Origin of the sequence: Aeromonas sp. R5-3, assembly GCF_040908225.1 — a bacterium.
Classification (GTDB): domain Bacteria; phylum Pseudomonadota; class Gammaproteobacteria; order Enterobacterales; family Aeromonadaceae; genus Aeromonas; species Aeromonas dhakensis.
The window spans coordinates 298,811-315,563 of record NZ_JBFODH010000019.1 but is presented as its reverse complement, the minus strand read 5'-3'; the positions used below and the strand labels follow the sequence as shown (position 1 = coordinate 315,563).

22 protein-coding genes are annotated in these 16,753 nt (G+C 58.4%); 17 read left to right on the top strand and 5 right to left on the bottom strand.

The genetic code is table 11. The annotated features are described in order from the left end of the window. Position 1: 1 nt before the first annotated feature. The 5 genes from ascR to ascN are packed head-to-tail and all read right to left on the bottom strand — an operon-like array spanning position 2 to position 4,441. Positions 2-655, bottom strand: a complete 654-nt coding sequence (gene ascR, locus AB5Y95_RS11130) for a SctR family type III secretion system export apparatus subunit AscR (protein ID WP_005302476.1) — start codon at positions 653-655, stop codon at positions 2-4. Then, positions 652-1,578 (bottom strand): type III secretion system cytoplasmic ring protein SctQ, encoded by a 927-nt coding sequence (gene sctQ / locus AB5Y95_RS11125; protein WP_368161022.1) that lies wholly within the window; start codon positions 1,576-1,578, stop codon positions 652-654. The genes ascR and sctQ overlap by 4 nt, the downstream gene beginning before the upstream one ends. Continuing rightward, positions 1,575-2,654 carry a type III secretion system needle length determinant gene (locus AB5Y95_RS11120; RefSeq protein ID WP_368161021.1) on the bottom strand — a complete coding sequence of 360 codons (1,080 nt, stop codon included), beginning with the start codon at positions 2,652-2,654 and terminating at the stop codon, positions 1,575-1,577. Before AB5Y95_RS11120 ends, sctQ begins: the two co-directional genes overlap by 4 nt. Before the next feature lie 6 nt (positions 2,655-2,660). Then, positions 2,661-3,122 (bottom strand): YscO family type III secretion system apparatus protein, encoded by a 462-nt coding sequence (locus tag AB5Y95_RS11115; RefSeq protein WP_368161019.1) that lies wholly within the window; start codon positions 3,120-3,122, stop codon positions 2,661-2,663. Continuing rightward, positions 3,119-4,441, bottom strand: a complete 1,323-nt coding sequence (gene ascN / locus AB5Y95_RS11110) for a SctN family type III secretion system ATPase AscN (protein ID WP_368161018.1) — start codon at positions 4,439-4,441, stop codon at positions 3,119-3,121. Before ascN ends, AB5Y95_RS11115 begins: the two co-directional genes overlap by 4 nt. Before the next feature lie 187 nt (positions 4,442-4,628). On the opposite strand from ascN, the gene sctW reads away from it, so the two are divergent. From sctW to AB5Y95_RS11025, 17 genes are all read left to right on the top strand, one after another. After that, positions 4,629-5,507, top strand: coding sequence for a type III secretion system gatekeeper subunit SctW (gene sctW / locus AB5Y95_RS11105; RefSeq protein ID WP_368161016.1), 879 nt, complete (start codon positions 4,629-4,631; stop codon positions 5,505-5,507). Continuing rightward, positions 5,488-5,769, top strand: a complete 282-nt coding sequence (locus AB5Y95_RS11100; protein WP_017786716.1) for a TyeA family type III secretion system gatekeeper subunit — start codon at positions 5,488-5,490, stop codon at positions 5,767-5,769. Before sctW ends, AB5Y95_RS11100 begins: the two co-directional genes overlap by 20 nt. Next, complete coding sequence (gene acr2, locus AB5Y95_RS11095; protein ID WP_005302455.1) at positions 5,766-6,137, top strand: SycN family type III secretion system chaperone Acr2; 372 nt, start codon at positions 5,766-5,768, stop codon at positions 6,135-6,137. The genes AB5Y95_RS11100 and acr2 overlap by 4 nt, the downstream gene beginning before the upstream one ends. After that, positions 6,134-6,499: a type III secretion system protein AscX gene (ascX, locus tag AB5Y95_RS11090; protein ID WP_017783025.1), complete on the top strand. Its 366-nt coding sequence runs from the start codon at positions 6,134-6,136 to the stop codon at positions 6,497-6,499. The genes acr2 and ascX overlap by 4 nt, the downstream gene beginning before the upstream one ends. Positions 6,500-6,501: 2 nt before the next feature. Then, positions 6,502-6,846 (top strand): type III secretion system chaperone AscY, encoded by a 345-nt coding sequence (ascY, locus tag AB5Y95_RS11085; RefSeq protein WP_005302450.1) that lies wholly within the window; start codon positions 6,502-6,504, stop codon positions 6,844-6,846. Continuing rightward, positions 6,779-8,944 carry a SctV family type III secretion system export apparatus subunit AscV gene (ascV, locus tag AB5Y95_RS11080; protein ID WP_368161013.1) on the top strand — a complete coding sequence of 722 codons (2,166 nt, stop codon included), beginning with the start codon at positions 6,779-6,781 and terminating at the stop codon, positions 8,942-8,944. Before ascY ends, ascV begins: the two co-directional genes overlap by 68 nt. Further along, a complete protein-coding gene (locus tag AB5Y95_RS11075) occupies positions 8,941-9,396 on the top strand; it encodes an LcrR family type III secretion system chaperone (RefSeq protein WP_368161011.1) in 456 nt (151 codons plus the stop codon). Before ascV ends, AB5Y95_RS11075 begins: the two co-directional genes overlap by 4 nt. 39 nt (positions 9,397-9,435) lie before the next feature. Further along, positions 9,436-9,720, top strand: coding sequence for a hypothetical protein (locus AB5Y95_RS11070; protein ID WP_005302440.1), 285 nt, complete (start codon positions 9,436-9,438; stop codon positions 9,718-9,720). Positions 9,721-9,729: 9 nt separating this feature from the next. Further along, positions 9,730-10,842 (top strand): virulence-associated V antigen, encoded by a 1,113-nt coding sequence (locus AB5Y95_RS11065; RefSeq protein WP_368161009.1) that lies wholly within the window; start codon positions 9,730-9,732, stop codon positions 10,840-10,842. Positions 10,843-10,851: 9 nt separating this feature from the next. Next, on the top strand, positions 10,852-11,355 hold the full coding sequence (locus AB5Y95_RS11060) for a SycD/LcrH family type III secretion system chaperone (protein ID WP_017783020.1): 504 nt from the start codon (positions 10,852-10,854) through the stop codon (positions 11,353-11,355). Next, positions 11,336-12,523: a type III secretion system translocon subunit AopB gene (gene aopB, locus AB5Y95_RS11055; RefSeq protein WP_026141086.1), complete on the top strand. Its 1,188-nt coding sequence runs from the start codon at positions 11,336-11,338 to the stop codon at positions 12,521-12,523. Before AB5Y95_RS11060 ends, aopB begins: the two co-directional genes overlap by 20 nt. Before the next feature lie 12 nt (positions 12,524-12,535). Beyond that, on the top strand, positions 12,536-13,426 hold the full coding sequence (gene aopD, locus AB5Y95_RS11050; protein WP_368161006.1) for a type III secretion system translocon subunit AopD: 891 nt from the start codon (positions 12,536-12,538) through the stop codon (positions 13,424-13,426). A gap of 134 nt (positions 13,427-13,560) precedes the next feature. Further along, positions 13,561-14,004 carry a type III secretion system chaperone gene (locus tag AB5Y95_RS11045; protein WP_005302426.1) on the top strand — a complete coding sequence of 148 codons (444 nt, stop codon included), beginning with the start codon at positions 13,561-13,563 and terminating at the stop codon, positions 14,002-14,004. A gap of 2 nt (positions 14,005-14,006) precedes the next feature. Continuing rightward, a complete protein-coding gene (locus AB5Y95_RS11040) occupies positions 14,007-14,240 on the top strand; it encodes a T3SS regulon translocated regulator ExsE family protein (RefSeq protein ID WP_017786723.1) in 234 nt (77 codons plus the stop codon). Further along, positions 14,237-14,644 (top strand): YscW family type III secretion system pilotin, encoded by a 408-nt coding sequence (locus AB5Y95_RS11035; protein WP_139430480.1) that lies wholly within the window; start codon positions 14,237-14,239, stop codon positions 14,642-14,644. The genes AB5Y95_RS11040 and AB5Y95_RS11035 overlap by 4 nt, the downstream gene beginning before the upstream one ends. A gap of 348 nt (positions 14,645-14,992) precedes the next feature. Beyond that, positions 14,993-15,808, top strand: a complete 816-nt coding sequence (locus AB5Y95_RS11030; RefSeq protein WP_201989420.1) for an AraC family transcriptional regulator — start codon at positions 14,993-14,995, stop codon at positions 15,806-15,808. Between the two features lie 119 nt (positions 15,809-15,927). Then, entirely contained in the window at positions 15,928-16,746 is an 819-nt protein-coding gene (locus AB5Y95_RS11025) for a T3SS regulon anti-activator ExsD domain-containing protein (protein WP_201989418.1), read from the top strand. Positions 16,747-16,753 lie beyond the last annotated feature (7 nt).

Sequence of the window (16,753 nt, the reverse complement as noted above, 5' to 3'; positions counted from 1 at the left end):
ATTAGCCTCCGTAACTGGTAACCAGTCCGTGGGTGAGACGGGCCCAGCCATCGAGCAGCACAAACAGCAGCAGTTTGAAGGGGAGCGAGATGGTCATGGGGGAGACCATCATCATCCCCATCGCCAGCAGAATGTTGGAGATGATGAGATCGATGGCGATAAAGGGCAGATAAATCAGAAACCCAATCTCGAAGGCACGGCTCAGCTCGCTCACGGTAAAGGCGGGCAGCAGGATCAGCAGGCTGTCAGGCTCCAGCCGGTCGGCGTATTCGCTTGGCCAGAGCTGCTTGGTGCTGTCGATGAAGAAGGCGTGCTCCCGCGGCTTGATCTGCTTTTTCAGAAAGGCGCGGTAGGGGGCCATCCCCTCGTCGAGAAACTTCTCCACCGATTCTGACTTGGTGAGCGATACCTCGTTCTGGCGCAGGTAATCCTGGGTGGCAAACCCGACCGGTGCCATCACATAGATGCTGAGGATGATGGCCAACCCGTACATCGCCATGTTGGGGGGGATCTGCTGCACCCCGAGGGCGTTGCGCAGCAGCGAGAAGACTACCGCCAGCTTGACGAAGGAGGTGGCCATCACGGCGATAAAGGGGAGCAGGGCCAGCAGGGCCAAGCCGACGATGAGATTGAGCTCGTCCGGCAACTGGATCATGACGGCGACTCGCTCTTGAGGTGCTCGACCCGTACCCCGAGCCGTCCCTGGATTTCGACCAGTCGACCGCTGCCGAGCAGGTGACCATTGCTGATGATGCGCACCTCGCCATCGATGGGGGCGCCGAGATCGACAAGTGAGCCCGGTTGCAGTGTGGTGAGGGTGTGCCAATCCAGCGTCTGGCGGCCCACTTCGAAGGTGACCTGAACAGGCAGGCTCTCCAGCTGGCTGGGGTCGAGGGCGTCATCGGGGGCGGCGTTGTGCATGGCAGTCAGTTCCAGATGTTGTGGATGGGGTTGGCAGTAGGCAAAGGGGCGTCCCTCGACGCAGACCAGTAGCTGCTGGCCGAGCAAGGGGCTCGGCGGCGGCAGCAGCACATCGCCACAGGCCAGCGTCTCGACATCGGCGATGGCGACGCGCATCGCCCCCCATTGCAAGGAGAGGGTGAGCGGCAGCGGCAACCGTTGTTGGATAGGCCGGGGAGGCAGTTTGCCAAGCAGTGGGCCGGGCTCGGCGAGCCAGAGGGAGAGGGTCGCCCCCTCGCGCTTGAGCAGGAGTTGCAGCGCAGGCTCGGCAGTTTCTTCACCGATAGCATGGGCGGCCAGCGCCGAGCAGGTGAGGCCGCCAAGGGGCTGCCCCAGCCGCTCGATCAGTGCCAGTTGCAGGGATTCGGGCAGGCTCAGCAGGGCCGCCTGCTGCAGATCCGGTGCCAGCCAGCGGGCCAGCTCGGCGCCATGGCACAGAAGTGGCACAGAGAGCCCCTGCCACTGCAGTTGCAAGCGGCAGTCGAGGCTGGCCGGCAGCGGCGCGATGGCGAGTCGGAGCTCGCCGCCGCTCCAGTTGTAGTGGTGGCGGCACTGGCTGAGCCGCTGCTGCAGGGTCAGCTCAGTCTGCGAGGCAAAGGTAAAGGCAATCGATGTCATGCGTCGGCATCCCACTCGTCATAGATGGATCGTTTCTGGCGCGATCCCTGTTCGCTGTCGCCTCGGGTGAAGAGATCGAAGGCGACCCGCTCACCGGGGTAGAGCCGCTGCAGGCGATCGATGAGTTCACTGCGCCCCTGATTGAGCAGCAGCTGCCCCTGCTCGCTGGCGAGGATCTCCACCTGCAACGCCCCCTGATGGTGCTCGATGCGGATGGCGAGATCGCCGAGCGCAGGCAGGGTGAGCTGCAGCAGGGGAGGGCGATCCGGGCGACCCACTTCCAGCTGAATGTCTACCGCAAGCCGACTCAGCAGCTGACCCAGCTCGTGGTAATCGGAACTGGGGGCAACCCGAGCCAGCAGCAGATCCCCCGGTGTCACTGTGAGGGGGGGCACCCGGATGATCGAGCCGACAAAGCTTCCCCCCTCAGGCGGTACTTCCTCGTCGCTGATGGGCGCACTCTCGAGCGGCTCCTCTTTTGGTGGTGTCGGCTCAACGCATCGCAGGGATGCGAACTCGCCGCGCTCCGGCAGTGTGTCGCTCTCTGTCGGGGGCTGGCTTTCTACTTGCAGAGCAGGTGCGTGCACATAGGGTTGTTCCTGCGCACCGGATTCGGCTGCAACAGGGGACGTGGCATCGCTTGCGATATCGCGCGGCAACCTCGTCTCCTGAGCGTCCTCGCTCCCTTGTTGTGCAACCTGCGCCGTGTTGCCTTCCCCTGTTGATGGTGACGTGGCGGGCAGTGGTTGTGCTTCCTGCCGATCACTTCCCTCTGGCTGGTCGGAGGGTTCCTTGGGCCGTGGTGCCTGGCGAGCTTGCCGCTTCTGCTCGAGTCTTCTCTCTTCGGCGGCGCCCTGGCGGCCGGCAAGGTCGTCATCCGGTGTCGACCTGCGGCTCTCGTTCGGTTTGCCGAGCCGCTCCTGTGGGCCACTTGCCTTCTGCTGTGTGGACCCGAGGCGCAGGGCCTGCTCGAAGCGCTGCTGCTGCACCTGATCGGCCTTGATGAGCTCCTGTCGCAGGCTCAGCGGCTCGGAGGTGGCCATGGTGTCTGCACTGGGGGTGATGAGTCGGTTCATCTCTGGTCACATCCTGATCTGCTGGCGGAACTCTTCCTGTTCCTGCTCTTCGTTGTAGTCGCGCAGGGCTTGCCGGGCGGCCTGCTCCTGTCGGTGTAATTCGGCAAACTTTTCTTGCTGCTGGCGAGCGCGGTGCACCGCCAGTTGGCACGCCTGCAAGCGGGTGCGCTCCTCGGCCACCCGTTCGCCTTGCTCGGCCTCCATCTGCTCGAGGTGCGCCTCTTTTTCTCGCAGCAGGGCGACCTTCTGTTGCCACGCCTTGAGCCCCTTGCGATCGAGCTGCTCTTGCTGACAGAGGGCAAACAGGCGGTCCTCCTCGGCAAGACGCCACCGGCGGTAGTCCTGGCTCTCCTGTTCGGCTTCCCGCTGACGGGCGTGGGCCTGTTGCAGCCGGGCCTGCTGGGCCGCGAGCTGCTGCTCGGCTCGTTCCAGCCGCAAGTGCTTGATTTTTTGCAGACGCCCGATCATCGGGTCAGTGCATCCAGGGTGGCGAGCGCGTCTGGCAGAGCGCTCGGCTCATGGGTTCCTTGTCTCAGCCACTGCCGGATCGCCTCGATACGGGCGATCGCCTCGTCGGCCACCTTGTCCTGCCCCTTCTGGTATTCGCCGATCTGCAACAGCAGCTCCACTTCTTCGTACTTGGCCAGCCAGCTGCGCAGGCGACCGGCCTGTGCCTGATGGTCTGGCGTTATGATCTGGTTCATCACCCGGCTGGCGGAGCGCAGCACGTCGATGGCCGGGTAGTGGTTGGTCGCCGCCAGCTTGCGCGAGAGGATGATGTGACCATCGAGGATGGAGCGGGTCTCATCGGCCACCGGCTCTGTCATGTCGTCCCCCTCCACCAGCACGGTGTAGAGGGCGGTGATGGAGCCCTTGTCCGACTGACCGGCCCGCTCCATCAGGCGCGGCAGGGCGGCGAAGACGGACGGCGGGTAGCCGCGCCGGGTCGGCGGCTCGCCGGCGGCCAGACCAATCTCACGCTGGGCGCGGGCGAAGCGGGTGACGGAGTCCATCAGCAGCAGCACCCGCTTGCCCTGATCCCGAAAGTACTCGGCGATGGAGGTGGCGACAAAGCCGGCCTTGGCCCGCTCCATGGCGGGGCGATCCGAGGTGGCCACCACCAGAACCGCTTTCTTGAGACCCTCTTCCCCCAGATCCGCCTCGATAAATTCACGCACCTCCCGGCCCCGCTCACCGATCAGCGCCAGCACGGTGACATCCACCTCGGCGCTGCGAATAAGCGATGCCAGCAGGGTGCTCTTGCCACCACCGGCGGCGGCGAAGATCCCCATCCGCTGCCCCTCGCCGCAGGTGAGCAGTCCATCGATGGCGCGGATGCCCAGCGAAATCGGTTGTTCTATTCGCTTGCGACTCATGGGGGCCGGTGCATCCCGATAGACCGGATACCAGGCGGCAGGCTCCGGTAGCTGGCCGCCCGAGAAGGGGTTGCCAAGGCCATCCAGTACCTGGCCCAGCAGATGTTCGCCGACCCCGACCTGATGCATGGCACCGGTCGGGCTCACTTCGGTATTGGAAGAGATGCCAAACATCTCGCCCAGCGGGGTGAGCAGCGCCTGATGCTGGGCAAAACCGATCACCTCGGCCTGCAGGGAGAGGGTGTTGTCGGGGTTGCGCAGATGGCAGAGCTCGCCGATGCGCACTCCGGGCACCACGGCTTTGAGCAGGGTGCCGGTCACCTGGGTGACCCGGCCACGGATCTGGATAAGACGGCACTCGTCAATGGCATGACGTAATTGGCCGGAGATGTGGTCGAGGGAAAGGGTCATGAAACTGCACCAGTGGAAACGGTGGCCACTATAAGGAAACCCTGTCGTGCTGGATTTCAGCACGAGTCGGGACTTTTTAGAAAACGGTTGGGGCAGGCCTAAAAATTCACGGCTGATTTTGGCATAGGTGCAATGAGGCGGTTTTTATAATGCCACCCTCATCAAACCATTCATCACGGGAGTTTCCATGGCCACTATCCAGAGCAACCCCTACGTTACCGCTACCCAACCTGAAGGACGCGGGGAGGAGGCCTCTCGGCAACAACTTCCTCTGCCGGGAGGGTTGTTTCAGGGCGAGCGGGTCGTGCTGGCTTCTGCGTCTCAATCCCTGGCAGATGCCGCGGAAGAGCTCACCTTTGTCTTCTCCGAACGTTCAGAGCTCTCGCTCGCCAAGCGCAAGCTGAGTGACAGCCATTCCCGTATCAGCGAGATCGAGGCACTGGTGGGCGACTATCTGGACAAGGTGCCCGAGCTCGAGCGCCAGCAGAAGATCAAGGAGATGGTGAGCCATCTCGGCAGCGGCAGGCTGGCCAATCTATCTCAGCTGCTGGCTTATCTGGAAAGCTATTCCGGCGAAGTCAGTGAACAGTTTGAGGCGCTCTGTCAGGCCCGCAAGGCGCTGGCCGGGCGGCCCGAGATGCAGGGAACCCTCAATCTTATCGAGCAGGCGCTGGCCAAGCTGGCTGAGGATCAAGGTGCCGCTATCGTGCTGGGTGCCCGTATCACAGGGCCGGCGGCCGATGCAGCCAGACAAGGAGTCGGCAGTGAGCAGGACTTGCGTGATCTCTACCGTGATGCGGTACAAGACTATCGCGCACTCTCGGTGGCCTGGCGTGATATTCACAGCCGCTTTGGCAACGGTGCATTGGAAAAGGTAACCGGCTTCATGATGAAGGCCCTCAGCGCCGATCTGGATAGCCAGCAACGTTGGCTCGATCCGGTCAAGCTGGAGCGGGTGATGAGCGACATGCACAAACTGCGGCTGCTCAATACCTTGTCGGCCCAGGTAGATGAGCTGTGGCAACGAGTGAAGGAGGGAACGGCCCATGGCATACGGGCCTTCTGATCTGATGGGCGATCTGATTGCATTGGTGGAAAAACGCTGGGCAACCGTCCGTGATGTGGAGCAGGTCGGGGCGGCGCTTGAACTGGATGAGGTCCAGACGCAGGTGTTGCTCTACCAGGAGCTCAAGCGATTGGTCCGGTTGCTGCCGGTGGAGCTCTTCAGTGAGGAAGAGCAGCGTCAGAACCTGTTGCAATGTTGTCAGGGGGCGCTCGATAACGCCATCGAGCGCGAAGAGGATGAGCTGTCCGGAGACCCGTCATGAACTGGATTGAACCCCAGCTGGTGCAATTTTGCCAGGATCTGGGTATTACCATCGGGGATAACCCCCATTCCCTGATCCAGCTTGAACTGGAGCAGAGCGGCACCCTGCAACTGGAACGTCATCAGGGGCAGCTGACCCTCTGGCTGGCTCGCCGGGTGCCATGGCACCAGAGTGGCGAGGCCATCCGCCGTGCCATGAGCCTCACCGCCGCGGCTCAGGCTCCCGCCCTGCCGGTACGTTGCGGCTGGCTGGAAGAGGATCAGTTGATCCTGTTCGTCACACTGGATGAGCGAAACGTCACCCTTCCTCTTCTGCACCAGGCGCTGCGCACCCTGACCCAGTTGCAGCGTGAGGCCCTGGTGTCATGAGTCGTATTACTGCGGCCCATATCGGTATCGAGCAACTGAGTGCCATCCGGCTCGACGAGCAGGATCAGAACCTGCCGGGCCGTTATGCCCTGTTGCCGGATGGCCAATCCATCGAACCCCATATCACCAGACTTTATCCCGAGCGTCTGGCCGAGCGGGCACTGCTGGACTTCGCTGCGCCAGACCGTGGCTTTCACGACTTGCGGCGACCGCGGGATTTCAGCCTGGCGATGCAGGGGCTACGAGCCGTGCTGATGGAGGGGCAGACGGCCGAGCTAAAGGCGGCCGGATTACTGCTCGAGCGGATGCACGAGGATGAACAATTGATGCAGATGACCCTCCATCTGTTGCACAAGGTATGACCATGATTCTTTCGTCACAGCAGCAGGATCTGTTGCTGCTCACCGGTTGGCTGCATCTGCAGTACGGCCACGCCGATCGTGCGACCACACTGCTGGGCGCCCTGTTGCAGCTCTACCCGGCGCATCAGGCCGGACGACGCATGCTGCTGGTGTCACTGCTCAAGCTGGGCCGTGGAGAGGAGGCGCTGGCGCACGTGGAACAGCTGGTGGCTGAAGGTGAGGCGGATGGGGCTTTGTGGCTCTGTCGCAGCCGTGCCTGCCAGTTGGCAGGAAGACTGGATGAAGCCCGCTTCGCCTATCAACACTATCTCGAACTGGAAGAGCAGAATGAACCCACGCTCTCTTGAGCTGCTGCGCCGGATAGGCGAGCGCAAGGACATCATGCTGGCGGTACTGCTGCTGGCCATCGTCTTCATGATGGTATTGCCACTGCCGCCGGTGGCGCTGGATATCCTGATCGCCATCAACATGACCATCTCGGTAGTACTGCTGATGATGGCGGTCTACATCAATTCGCCGCTGCAATTCTCCGCCTTTCCCGCGGTGCTGCTGATCACCACCCTGTTCCGGTTGGCCCTGTCGGTGAGCACCACCCGGATGATCCTGCTGCAGGCCGATGCCGGGCAGATCGTCTACACCTTCGGCAACTTCGTGGTGGGGGGCAATCTGGTGGTGGGGATCGTCATCTTCCTCATCATAACCATCGTGCAGTTCCTGGTGATCACCAAGGGCTCGGAGCGGGTGGCGGAAGTCAGCGCCCGCTTCTCTCTCGATGCCATGCCCGGCAAGCAGATGAGTATCGATGGCGACATGCGTGCTGGCGTAATCGATGTTCATGAGGCGCGGGAACGGCGCAGCATCATCGAGAAGGAGAGCCAGATGTTCGGCTCCATGGATGGTGCCATGAAGTTCGTGAAAGGGGACGCCATCGCGGGCCTCATCATCATCTTCGTCAACATCCTCGGCGGGGTCACCATAGGGGTCACCCAGAAGGGGCTGGCGGCAGCCGAGGCTCTGCAACTCTACTCCATTCTGACGGTGGGGGATGGCATGGTGTCGCAGGTGCCGGCCCTGCTGATCGCCATTACTGCGGGCATTATCGTCACCAGGGTCTCTTCCGAAGAGTCCGCCGATCTTGGTTCCGATATCGGCGCCCAGGTGGTGGCCCAGCCCAAGGCTATGCTGATTGGCGGCGTACTGCTGGTGTTGTTCGGGTTGATCCCGGGTTTCCCCATGATCACCTTCTTTACTTTGGCCGCAGTGGTCACGGCAGGCGGCTACTTTATCGGCGTGCGCCAGCACAAGGCGCTGAGCAACAACAGCCAGGATCTCCCTGCCGTGTTGGCGCAGGGGGCCGGGGCGCCCGCTGCCCGTAGCAAGCCCAAGGCCGGCAGCAAACCTCGCGGCAAGCTTGCTGAAAAGGAGGAGTTCGCCATGACGGTGCCCCTTCTGATCGATGTGGATGCCGCCCTGCAGGCCGAGCTGGAAGCCATCGCGCTCAACGATGAGCTGGTACGGGTGCGGCGGGCGCTGTATCTCGATCTCGGGGTGCCCTTTCCTGGTATTCATCTGCGTTTCAATGAAGGCATGGGGCAGGGTGAGTACCTGATCCAGTTGCAAGAGGTCCCGGTGGCTCGCGGTCTGTTGCGGCCGGGTCATCTGCTGGTGCAGGAGAGTGCTTCCCAGCTCGATCTGTTGGGGGTTCCCTATGAAGAGGGGGCACCTCTGCTGCCCGGACAACCGACCCTGTGGGTGGCAAGGGAGCATCAGGCGCGGCTTGAGAAAACACGGCTGGCTTCGTTGACCCCCGATCAGGTGGTGACCTGGCATCTTTCCCATGTATTGCGCGAGTATGCCGAGGACTTCATCGGCATTCAGGAGACCCGCTATCTGCTGGAGCAGATGGAGGGCAGCTATGGGGAGCTGGTGAAGGAGGCTCAGCGGATCATTCCGTTGCAGCGCATGACCGAAATCCTGCAGCGGCTGGTGGGGGAGGACATTTCCATCCGCAACATGCGCGCCATCCTGGAAGCCATGGTGGAGTGGGGTCAGAAGGAGAAGGATGTGGTGCAGCTCACCGAGTACATCCGCAGCAGTCTCAAGCGCTACATCTGCTACAAGTACGCCAACGGCAACAACATACTGCCTGCGTATCTGCTCGATCAGCAGGTGGAAGAGCAGATACGCGGTGGCATTCGCCAGACCAGTGCCGGTAGTTATTTGGCGCTCGATCCCACCATTACTCAAGGCTTTCTCGATCAGGTTCGCCATACGGTGGGAGATTTGACGCAGATGCAGAACAAGCCGGTGCTCATCGTCTCCATGGATATACGCCGCTATGTGCGCAAGCTCATTGAGGGGGATTACCATGCCCTGCCGGTGCTCTCCTATCAGGAGTTGACCCAGCAGATCAATATTCAGCCGCTAGGAAGGGTCTGCCTGTGAGTGTCGAGCGGCCGACTTGCGAGTCCCTGATCCCCTGGTTGCAGGCCAGGGGACTAGAGGTGGCGCCCTACTATCTCGGCAATACCCCAGTCCAGCTTGGTCACGGTTTTTGGTACCGCACTATCTATCTCGCCTGGCGGGTCGATCCCGCAACCCGGCGGGTGTGGATACTGTTGGTACGCCGCCACGGTGAGCGGCCCGGGCTGGCCAACCCCTTCGCCGCCCTCTATCTGCTGGCTGAAGCCACTCTGGCAGTGCTCGGACCGGGCCATTTTCTCTACGGCAACGTCGATGTCTTTCGCGGCAGCTCCCTGAGCGGCGAACGACTCAGCCGCTTCTACTCGCGCTGGACCGGCGCCAGCGAACCCGAGCCGGGCTGGTTCATGTTGGCGGCCGAGCGCGTCTGTTCACTGCGAGATATGCGAAAACGACAAAAGGGCGGCCTTGCGTGACAGGCATGCCCAAAAGGGCCTCATAGAATAGGAGCCAAGATGAAACAACCGCGTTATGCCCACCATAGCGAAACCGTCGCCCAGGCGGAGCAGGCCATTGCAGACAATGATCACCGCCATGCCCTGTTGCAGGAGATGCTGGCCGGACTGGATCTGTCAGAGCAGACCTGTCAACTGCTGTTCGATGCACCGACCGAACAGGTGGCAGTGGCCGAACAGGAGATGCTGGCGGAGATCCAGCGCCGGCAGGCGTTATCTCCATCCCAGCCGGGAGAGTCCCGCAAGAGCCGTCGCCCTACCATGATGCGCGGACTGATGATTTAAGGAGTCGTGATGAGCACTATCCCTGATTACAACACCAACCCCGGCGGGTTCGTCGGCTGGCTCGACGGGCAATCGCTCGACCAGTTGCCGGGCAATAAAAATCCCAAACTGGCCGAATTGCTCACCTTGCTCGATGGCAAGATCACCCTCAGCGCCGACCAACCGACACTGCTGACCAAGGCACAGCTTGAGAAGTTGTTGGCCGCCTATCTGACCAACCCTGACGCCATTCATGGGGGCTGGGCCACAGGCCAGTTCCAGGCAGGCCAAGAGGCGGCAATTGATGCCATCAAAGGCATGATCGAACGGGGGAAGAATCAGACGCCGCCGAAGACACAGTGGAGCGTATCTGAATTCATGCTGCTATCTCTCAGCGCGTTGACCATGGATCGTCTGGATGACGACATCATCACTACCTTTACCGGAGTGATGGCGTTTCAGGACAACAAGCGCAAGGTGCTCAGTGACGAGCTCAAGGGGATGACCGCCGAGCTGAAGATTTATGGGGTGATCCAGTCGGAGATCAACAAGGCGCTCTCTGCAAAATCTGACCAGACCTTCAAGACCGACTTCAACCTGATGGATTACAAGCTCTATGGCTACGGGTCTGAGGCTGATTTCCTGAAAGGGCCAGAGTTCAAGCTGCTGTCAAAAATGCTCACCAATGATCTGGTCAAAAAAGCTCAACAAGATTTAACCAATGCTGAAAACGAATTGGCACGTTTAAAGGCGGTGGCTAATTCGGGATCTACTTTAAAGGCACTTGGAGCTAGAGCACAGTTACCTGAAGCTCAGACTGACTATGACAATAAAAAAGTAATTTTGGAGCAGGTTGTGGCCGGGCAGCGTGTCACCGCCAAGGATTTTCTTGAGAGTGGTCAGAAACAAAGTGGTGCGATGAGCAACGTTGAAGCCAGCTATAGCTATGACAAAGACAACAACAAGCTGGGCAACTTCTCCACCAGCGTGAGTGACCGCTCGCGACCGCTCAACGATCAGGTCAGTGAAAAAACCACCCGCCTCAACGACGTCAGCTCGCGCTATAACGCCGCCATTGAGGCACTCAACCGCTTTATCCAGAAATACGACAGCATCATGCGCGACATTCTTGGCGCCATTTGAGGAGATAACATGCAGACCGATACCACCCAGACTCCGGAATATGAAGCAAAGCTGGAAGCCTTTATGGCCGATGGTGGCACCCTGGCCATGCTGCAGGATATTTCCGACGACACCCTGGAGCAGCTTTATGCGTTGGCCTTTGGTCAGTATCAGGCAGGCAAGTGGGAGGATGCCCACAAGATTTTTCAGGCACTCTGCATGCTGGATCACTACGAGCCGCGCTATTTCCTCGGGCTCGGTGCTTGCCGGCAGGCGATGGGAGAGTTCGAGACGGCGGTCGAGAGCTACAGCTTTGGCGCCATGCTCGATCTGAACGATCCCCGTTTCCCGTTTCATGCCGCCGAGTGCCGGCTGCAACAAGGTGATTTGAACGGGGCCGAGAGTGGCTTCTACTCGGCCCACCTGCTGGCGGACGCGGATCCGTCGCAGGCCGATCTGGCGGCAAGCGCCAAGGTCATGTTGGAAGCCATCGCAATCAGAAGGGATCAGCAAGATGAACCCGATCAGCAATGAAAGAAGCGTTTCCTCGCTGGGAAACACAGGTGAGGTGACGGGTCAGTCCCCCGTTGCTCAGCCTCGCAGTGAAACGCGGCTCGATGCCGCGACGGCGCCAGCCAGTGGGCAGGTCCGCAAGCCGGGTGTTTCTTTGAACGCCCCCCTGGCAGTGAGCAATGGTCAACCCGCGTCTCAGCAATTGACTGACGTCAGCAGATTGCTGGCACAGGTCAAGCAGAATGCCAGCCTGCTCCTGCCGCACACCAACGCATTGGTTTCGGCCGCCTTTACCTCGCCGGAAGCCTTTGAAATTGAGCTGGGCAAGTTGACCAGTGATCTGGAGAAGACCCAGAACAGGCTCAAACTCGCCGATCTCGATCGGGCCCGCACCCAGAACGAGAAGAAGATCGCCGAGAACCAGGAGAAGATAAAAGAGGCTGAAGAGAGTGCCCAGAAGGCCAAAAAATCGGGTCTGGCCAGCAAGATCTTTGGCTGGATCAGTGCCATCGCGTCCATGATCATCGGGGCCATCATGGTGGCGACCGGTGTCGGGGCCGCAGCTGGTGCACTGATGATTGCCGCTGGTGCGGTCGGTGTCGTCAATATGGCGGTACAGCAGGCAGCTGAGGATGGTCTTATCTCCAAGGAGGTGATGGAGAAGCTGGGACCTGTGCTTATGGCGGTGGAAATTATCCTCGCAGTTGCCTCGGCGGTGGTGACGTTTGGCGCGGGAGCGGTCAAGGGACTTGCCAAGCTGGGGGTAAAAATGGGCTTCAAGATGGCGGGCAAGGGGGCGAGTGAAATGGGCCTCAAGCTTATCCAGAACTCCGCCAAGGTTTATATGAAGGCCGCCGACATCTCGGCCAAAGTAGCAGGGAATGCCGCGAGTACCACAGCGAAAATGGCCAAGATAGGTACCCAAACAGCGGATATCATCGTCGATGTGGGCAATGGTGTGACCAAGACCGTTGATAGTGCAAACCAGGCCAAGCTGCTGCTCAAGCAAGCGGATCTACTGGAGAACCGCCAAGAGATGACGGCGCTGCAAGGGGTGATCGACAAACTCAAAGAGGCGATTGCCCAGATGATCGAGGCGTTTCAGCAGACCATGGAGATGATCTTTCAGATGCTCAACGCCAAGGGTGACATGATGAACAACCTGGCCCGCAGGCCGGCCGCTATCTAAGGAGTATTGCTCATGATTAACAGTGATTATGCCAATGGCGTAAACCATACCAGCCTGTTACCCGAAATGCGCACCGGCGAGAGCCAACAGGTTCGTCACCCGGAAACGATCCATGAGGCTGCTGGCTCGGGCGGTCAGCGAGCGGCAGAGAACAAGAGCCTGCCAGTGCTGCCGCGTCCCTCCGTCCCCTTTGATACCAAGGGCGTTACCCAGATGACGGAACAGCTGGAAAGCGTGATGGACATGATGTCGCTGCTCTTCAAGCTGGCACGTCAGGCCCGTGAAGTGGGACTGGTACAGCGGGATACCGAGAACAAACTGGTTATCGGTCATCAGCAGGCGCAAGTCGATGAGATGCGCCATGGCGCCATGTTGATGATTGCCACTGCCGTGGTCTCCGGTGTGATGGCTGTTGCATCGGCGGTCATGGGAGGCTTCTCCATGGCCAAATCGGCCAAGACGATCAAACAGGACAAGGCGCTGAATGCCAATATTGCCGGGCGACAGCAGGAGCTGAAGCAGATCGGGGATATCAAGAAGACGGCGGGTCTTGAGATGGGGGATGCTGGCCAGGATCTGACAACAAGGATCAAGAACGACAAGGCAGCCCTGCTGACGTTGAACAAGAAGTTTGATGCCAACAATAGCCGTCAACAACTTGCCGGTACCGTGACCCAGTCGGTGGGACAAATGAGTAATTCTGCAGTGCAGGTATCGCAGGGTACGAGCCAGGCAGAGGCCAAGGAAGACGAGGTCAAAGCGACCATCAGTCAGGCCGAGAAGCAGAAGATTGAGGACAACATGTCCTTCAATGTCAACTTCATGAAAGACGTGCTGCAACTGATGCAGCAGTATGCTCAGAGCCAAAACCAGGCTTGGAAAGCGGCCTTTGGTGTTGCATAAACACCATGTTCGTCAGGGCGCCCATTCGGGCGCCTTTTTGTTTTCCGGCCATTTTTCATAAAAGAGCCGCCCTTGAGTGACAGCCTGAGGTGGAATGGCAGGCTACCATCCTCTCCTCTCTGCTGGAGGACATCATGGATCTACCCCTCATCATCAATCAGCTGCTTGCTGAGTTTGCTACCAAGTACGGCCTGCCATCTCTGGTTTTGAACCAGGAAGGTGTTGCGGCATTGTGTTTTGATGATCACTTGCAACTAGCCTTGATCCTGGTTTCAGAGCGAGATCAGCTGGTCTTGCAGGCCAACGTAGCCGAGCTGCATCAGGTTGGTGAGGGTATATTCCGCCAGTTGGCCAGTTTCAACCGTCATTGGTATCAATTCAATTTGCACTTCGGTTTTGACGAATCGTCGCTGATGGTACAGCTCTATCGTCAGATGTCAGCCAGCCAGCTGACGTTGGCCTCTCTTGAAACAAGCCTTGCCAGCATGCTTGAACATGCCGAGTTCTGGCAGGAGCTGCTGAGGTCATCACATCACGTTGAGACGAATCATGATGAGATGCAGGGTGTTCGGGTATAACCATGAAGATACAAGAGCAGCAAGTGATGGCCCTGTCGCAAGGTGCCGCACGATCTCAAGATGGCAACTTTGCCGGGCGGGAGATGCATATAGTTTCGATTGGCAGTGATCCTCAACCGTTGGCGGTACAATTGCGTGCTTCCATCCACCTTGATCAAACTCAGGAAGTAGCGTTGCAACGCTTGCAGCAGGGAGAACATTTGCCACTGTCGGAGCGGAGGATCAGGGTCGTATGAAAAAATGGCTGGTGTTGGTGTTGATGATGTTGGGCTTGCTGACAGGCTGCGTCACGACGCCGATGGTCAAGCCAGCGTTGAGGCAATTGAAGGGAGAGGTTCATCTGGCTGGAACACTCCCTCGGCCTGCCCGAGTGGAGGTCACTGCGCTGAGCGTTATCGACGGTCGTCCTCTGGTGGTGGCTGCAACGGAATACGAAGTAACCATGTTGCCACTGATATTCGAGCTACGTCTGACACCGCTGCAAATGGCAGAAGGCAATATATATCTGCGAGCCAGATTGCGTTTCCTTGACAGTTCAGTTGTGCAAGCAGCGTATCAACAAAAAGTTTTTAAGGAATTTAATCCGGATACATATCATTTCGAATTGCGGCCAAGATCTTGTTATCCGCAATGTCAATAAATGCTGAACTAACAAACGACGCTCAAATCAATTGTTTATCAACAATCTGTCTTATTGGAAAAGTTTATTTTTGTAACAAACTATCATCGATATATAACGACAGCTTTAGTTTTGTCATCAAAATGATACATCAATAGTGTATTGGCTCTAATTTATGACTGGTTTTCTTGCGCATAGCTGTTGTAGGATGCTCCCCCTCATTTCAAAGGTGATTAATTAATTGCCTATATTGGAATCAGTTAATTCAATACAGAATAAATAAAACGCCAATAATTAAGACGCCCGGCAGAAATCCTGTCTTTGCTGAGGAGTCACAGGCACCACGCGCAGATTCAGGAAAACGACAATATGAAAGGCATTACAACCACAGAGAAGGGCGATATAGCCCGGCTCCAGTGGTGCATGTCTGCTTTTAGTGTCATTGAGCATTCGCAGGAGGGAATATATATCCTCTTGGATGGAACTATGACCTGGCAGGACTGCACCGATACTTACGAGTTATCCGCTAACGAGTTGATGTTCGTGCGCCGTGGCAATTATGCGGTCTGTACCGGTGAAGCGCCTTGTCACCTGCTTTGGTTACCCCTCTCAAATACTTTTCTGCAAGGTTTTTTGCAACGTTTTGGTGCACTGTTGAGTGACGTGCCCAGAATAGATACGATTGCACCTAGTTTATTGCCATTCGGCACCTCACCGTTACTGGCTCAATGCATCCAAGGGTTGCATGGCCTGACTGAGCACGAATATCCACCAGCCCTTGCCCAATTGCGTACCGAGGAACTGCTGTTTCTGCTGGCATTTGGGGAGCACGGTCCGAAATTGATGTCCATCTTGCGTCAACTGAGTAATCGACAGGTTGAGCGCTTGCAGCATTTCATGGAAAAGCACTACCTGATGGAGTGGAAACTCAGCGAGTTTGCCAAAGAGTTTGGTATGGGACTGACCACCTTCAAGGAGCTTTTCGGCTCTATCTATGGTGTCTCTCCTCGTGCCTGGATCAGCGAGCGCCGTATTCTCTATGCTCATCAGTTATTGCTCAATAGCGAGATGAGCATAGTGGATATTGCGATGGAGGCCGGTTTCTCCAGCCAGTCCTATTTCACTCAAAGTTATCGGCGCCGGTTTGGTTGTACGCCAAGCCGCGCCAGACATGGCAAAGATTAACGCCGGACTAAAATAATCTGACGTTTTTTATAAGTCGGAAGAGGGAGTAATGGATAGAATAGCCCGCATATCAACACACTATTCGATTATTGCCCGCAGCAAGATGAGCAAGGCATAGCATGAGTCAGCAAGATCACCACTCCCCAAAACGAGGCTTGTTTGCAGGCCGTCGGGTTACGGTTGTCCAGCCAGAGCGTCTTTCTCGAGAGCAGCTGGTTGGCCAGCAATCCGTGCTCTGCTACCAGGATGCCGGTGTGCTCACGGCACAGCAACTGAACCTGCTGCAGCGTGTGTTGCCCAGAGCCCGATTGGAGGGTCTGCTTGCATCTGTCTGGCTGCAGCGCCGCATGGAGGTTGCCATGGCTGTGTCACGTCAGGACATGCAACGGATCCTGCGCTCGGCTGCGAACGCAGAAGAGGGCTCCTGGGTCGAGCAACTGGGAGATGCTATCAACCTGGCTGAACGCCCGTTACTGTGGCACTGGGTGCTCTACCCCCTGCATCGCTGGTGGGTTTGCCATCAGGAGCCTCTCCACTCAGGCTGGACAACCGAATTGGCGCAACTGCAAATCATGCGGCGTCAATTGAATGCTCAAGCAGTTTTCTGGCAGACGGTGGTGGATGTCCAATCCGGTATCGAGAGCAAGATTGACGCCCAGCTTGCCCAGTTGACTCGGCGTGAACAGGAGCTGCTGCAGTTGCAAGCCGAATGTGAAACACGTCTTCATCTGGCTTGGCCTGCGTGGTATGCACGGCACACAACAGAGGGCGAGCTACAGACATTGATGCCGGTCCCGCTGGAGCTGGACAAATTCTGGCATTTGCTGGAAGCCCTGCCAGTTCAGTCCACAGCTGCCGAGCCATTGCATGCGTGGCTGGCAGAAAGAGGATTGGCCCTTTCCCAGGATCGTTTCTACTGGCTGCCACAGGCCCGCTAGATAACCC

Coding starts and splice junctions, on each gene's coding strand:
- ascN (WP_368161018.1), bottom strand. CDS start 4,441: ATGACCCTTTCCCTCGACCACATCTCCGGCCAATTACGTCATGCCATT.
- aopD (WP_368161006.1), top strand. CDS start 12,536: ATGATTAACAGTGATTATGCCAATGGCGTAAACCATACCAGCCTGTTA.
- AB5Y95_RS11065 (WP_368161009.1), top strand. CDS start 9,730: ATGAGCACTATCCCTGATTACAACACCAACCCCGGCGGGTTCGTCGGC.
- ascR (WP_005302476.1), bottom strand. CDS start 655: ATGATCCAGTTGCCGGACGAGCTCAATCTCATCGTCGGCTTGGCCCTG.
- AB5Y95_RS11045 (WP_005302426.1), top strand. CDS start 13,561: ATGGATCTACCCCTCATCATCAATCAGCTGCTTGCTGAGTTTGCTACC.
- AB5Y95_RS11120 (WP_368161021.1), bottom strand. CDS start 2,654: ATGAACCGACTCATCACCCCCAGTGCAGACACCATGGCCACCTCCGAG.
- acr2 (WP_005302455.1), top strand. CDS start 5,766: ATGAACTGGATTGAACCCCAGCTGGTGCAATTTTGCCAGGATCTGGGT.
- AB5Y95_RS11070 (WP_005302440.1), top strand. CDS start 9,436: ATGAAACAACCGCGTTATGCCCACCATAGCGAAACCGTCGCCCAGGCG.
- AB5Y95_RS11030 (WP_201989420.1), top strand. CDS start 14,993: ATGAAAGGCATTACAACCACAGAGAAGGGCGATATAGCCCGGCTCCAG.
- AB5Y95_RS11060 (WP_017783020.1), top strand. CDS start 10,852: ATGCAGACCGATACCACCCAGACTCCGGAATATGAAGCAAAGCTGGAA.
- ascV (WP_368161013.1), top strand. CDS start 6,779: ATGAAGCCCGCTTCGCCTATCAACACTATCTCGAACTGGAAGAGCAGA.
- sctW (WP_368161016.1), top strand. CDS start 4,629: ATGGCCACTATCCAGAGCAACCCCTACGTTACCGCTACCCAACCTGAA.
- ascX (WP_017783025.1), top strand. CDS start 6,134: ATGAGTCGTATTACTGCGGCCCATATCGGTATCGAGCAACTGAGTGCC.
- AB5Y95_RS11115 (WP_368161019.1), bottom strand. CDS start 3,122: ATGATCGGGCGTCTGCAAAAAATCAAGCACTTGCGGCTGGAACGAGCC.
- aopB (WP_026141086.1), top strand. CDS start 11,336: ATGAACCCGATCAGCAATGAAAGAAGCGTTTCCTCGCTGGGAAACACA.
- sctQ (WP_368161022.1), bottom strand. CDS start 1,578: ATGACATCGATTGCCTTTACCTTTGCCTCGCAGACTGAGCTGACCCTG.
- AB5Y95_RS11100 (WP_017786716.1), top strand. CDS start 5,488: ATGGCATACGGGCCTTCTGATCTGATGGGCGATCTGATTGCATTGGTG.
- AB5Y95_RS11040 (WP_017786723.1), top strand. CDS start 14,007: ATGAAGATACAAGAGCAGCAAGTGATGGCCCTGTCGCAAGGTGCCGCA.
- ascY (WP_005302450.1), top strand. CDS start 6,502: ATGATTCTTTCGTCACAGCAGCAGGATCTGTTGCTGCTCACCGGTTGG.
- AB5Y95_RS11025 (WP_201989418.1), top strand. CDS start 15,928: ATGAGTCAGCAAGATCACCACTCCCCAAAACGAGGCTTGTTTGCAGGC.
- AB5Y95_RS11035 (WP_139430480.1), top strand. CDS start 14,237: ATGAAAAAATGGCTGGTGTTGGTGTTGATGATGTTGGGCTTGCTGACA.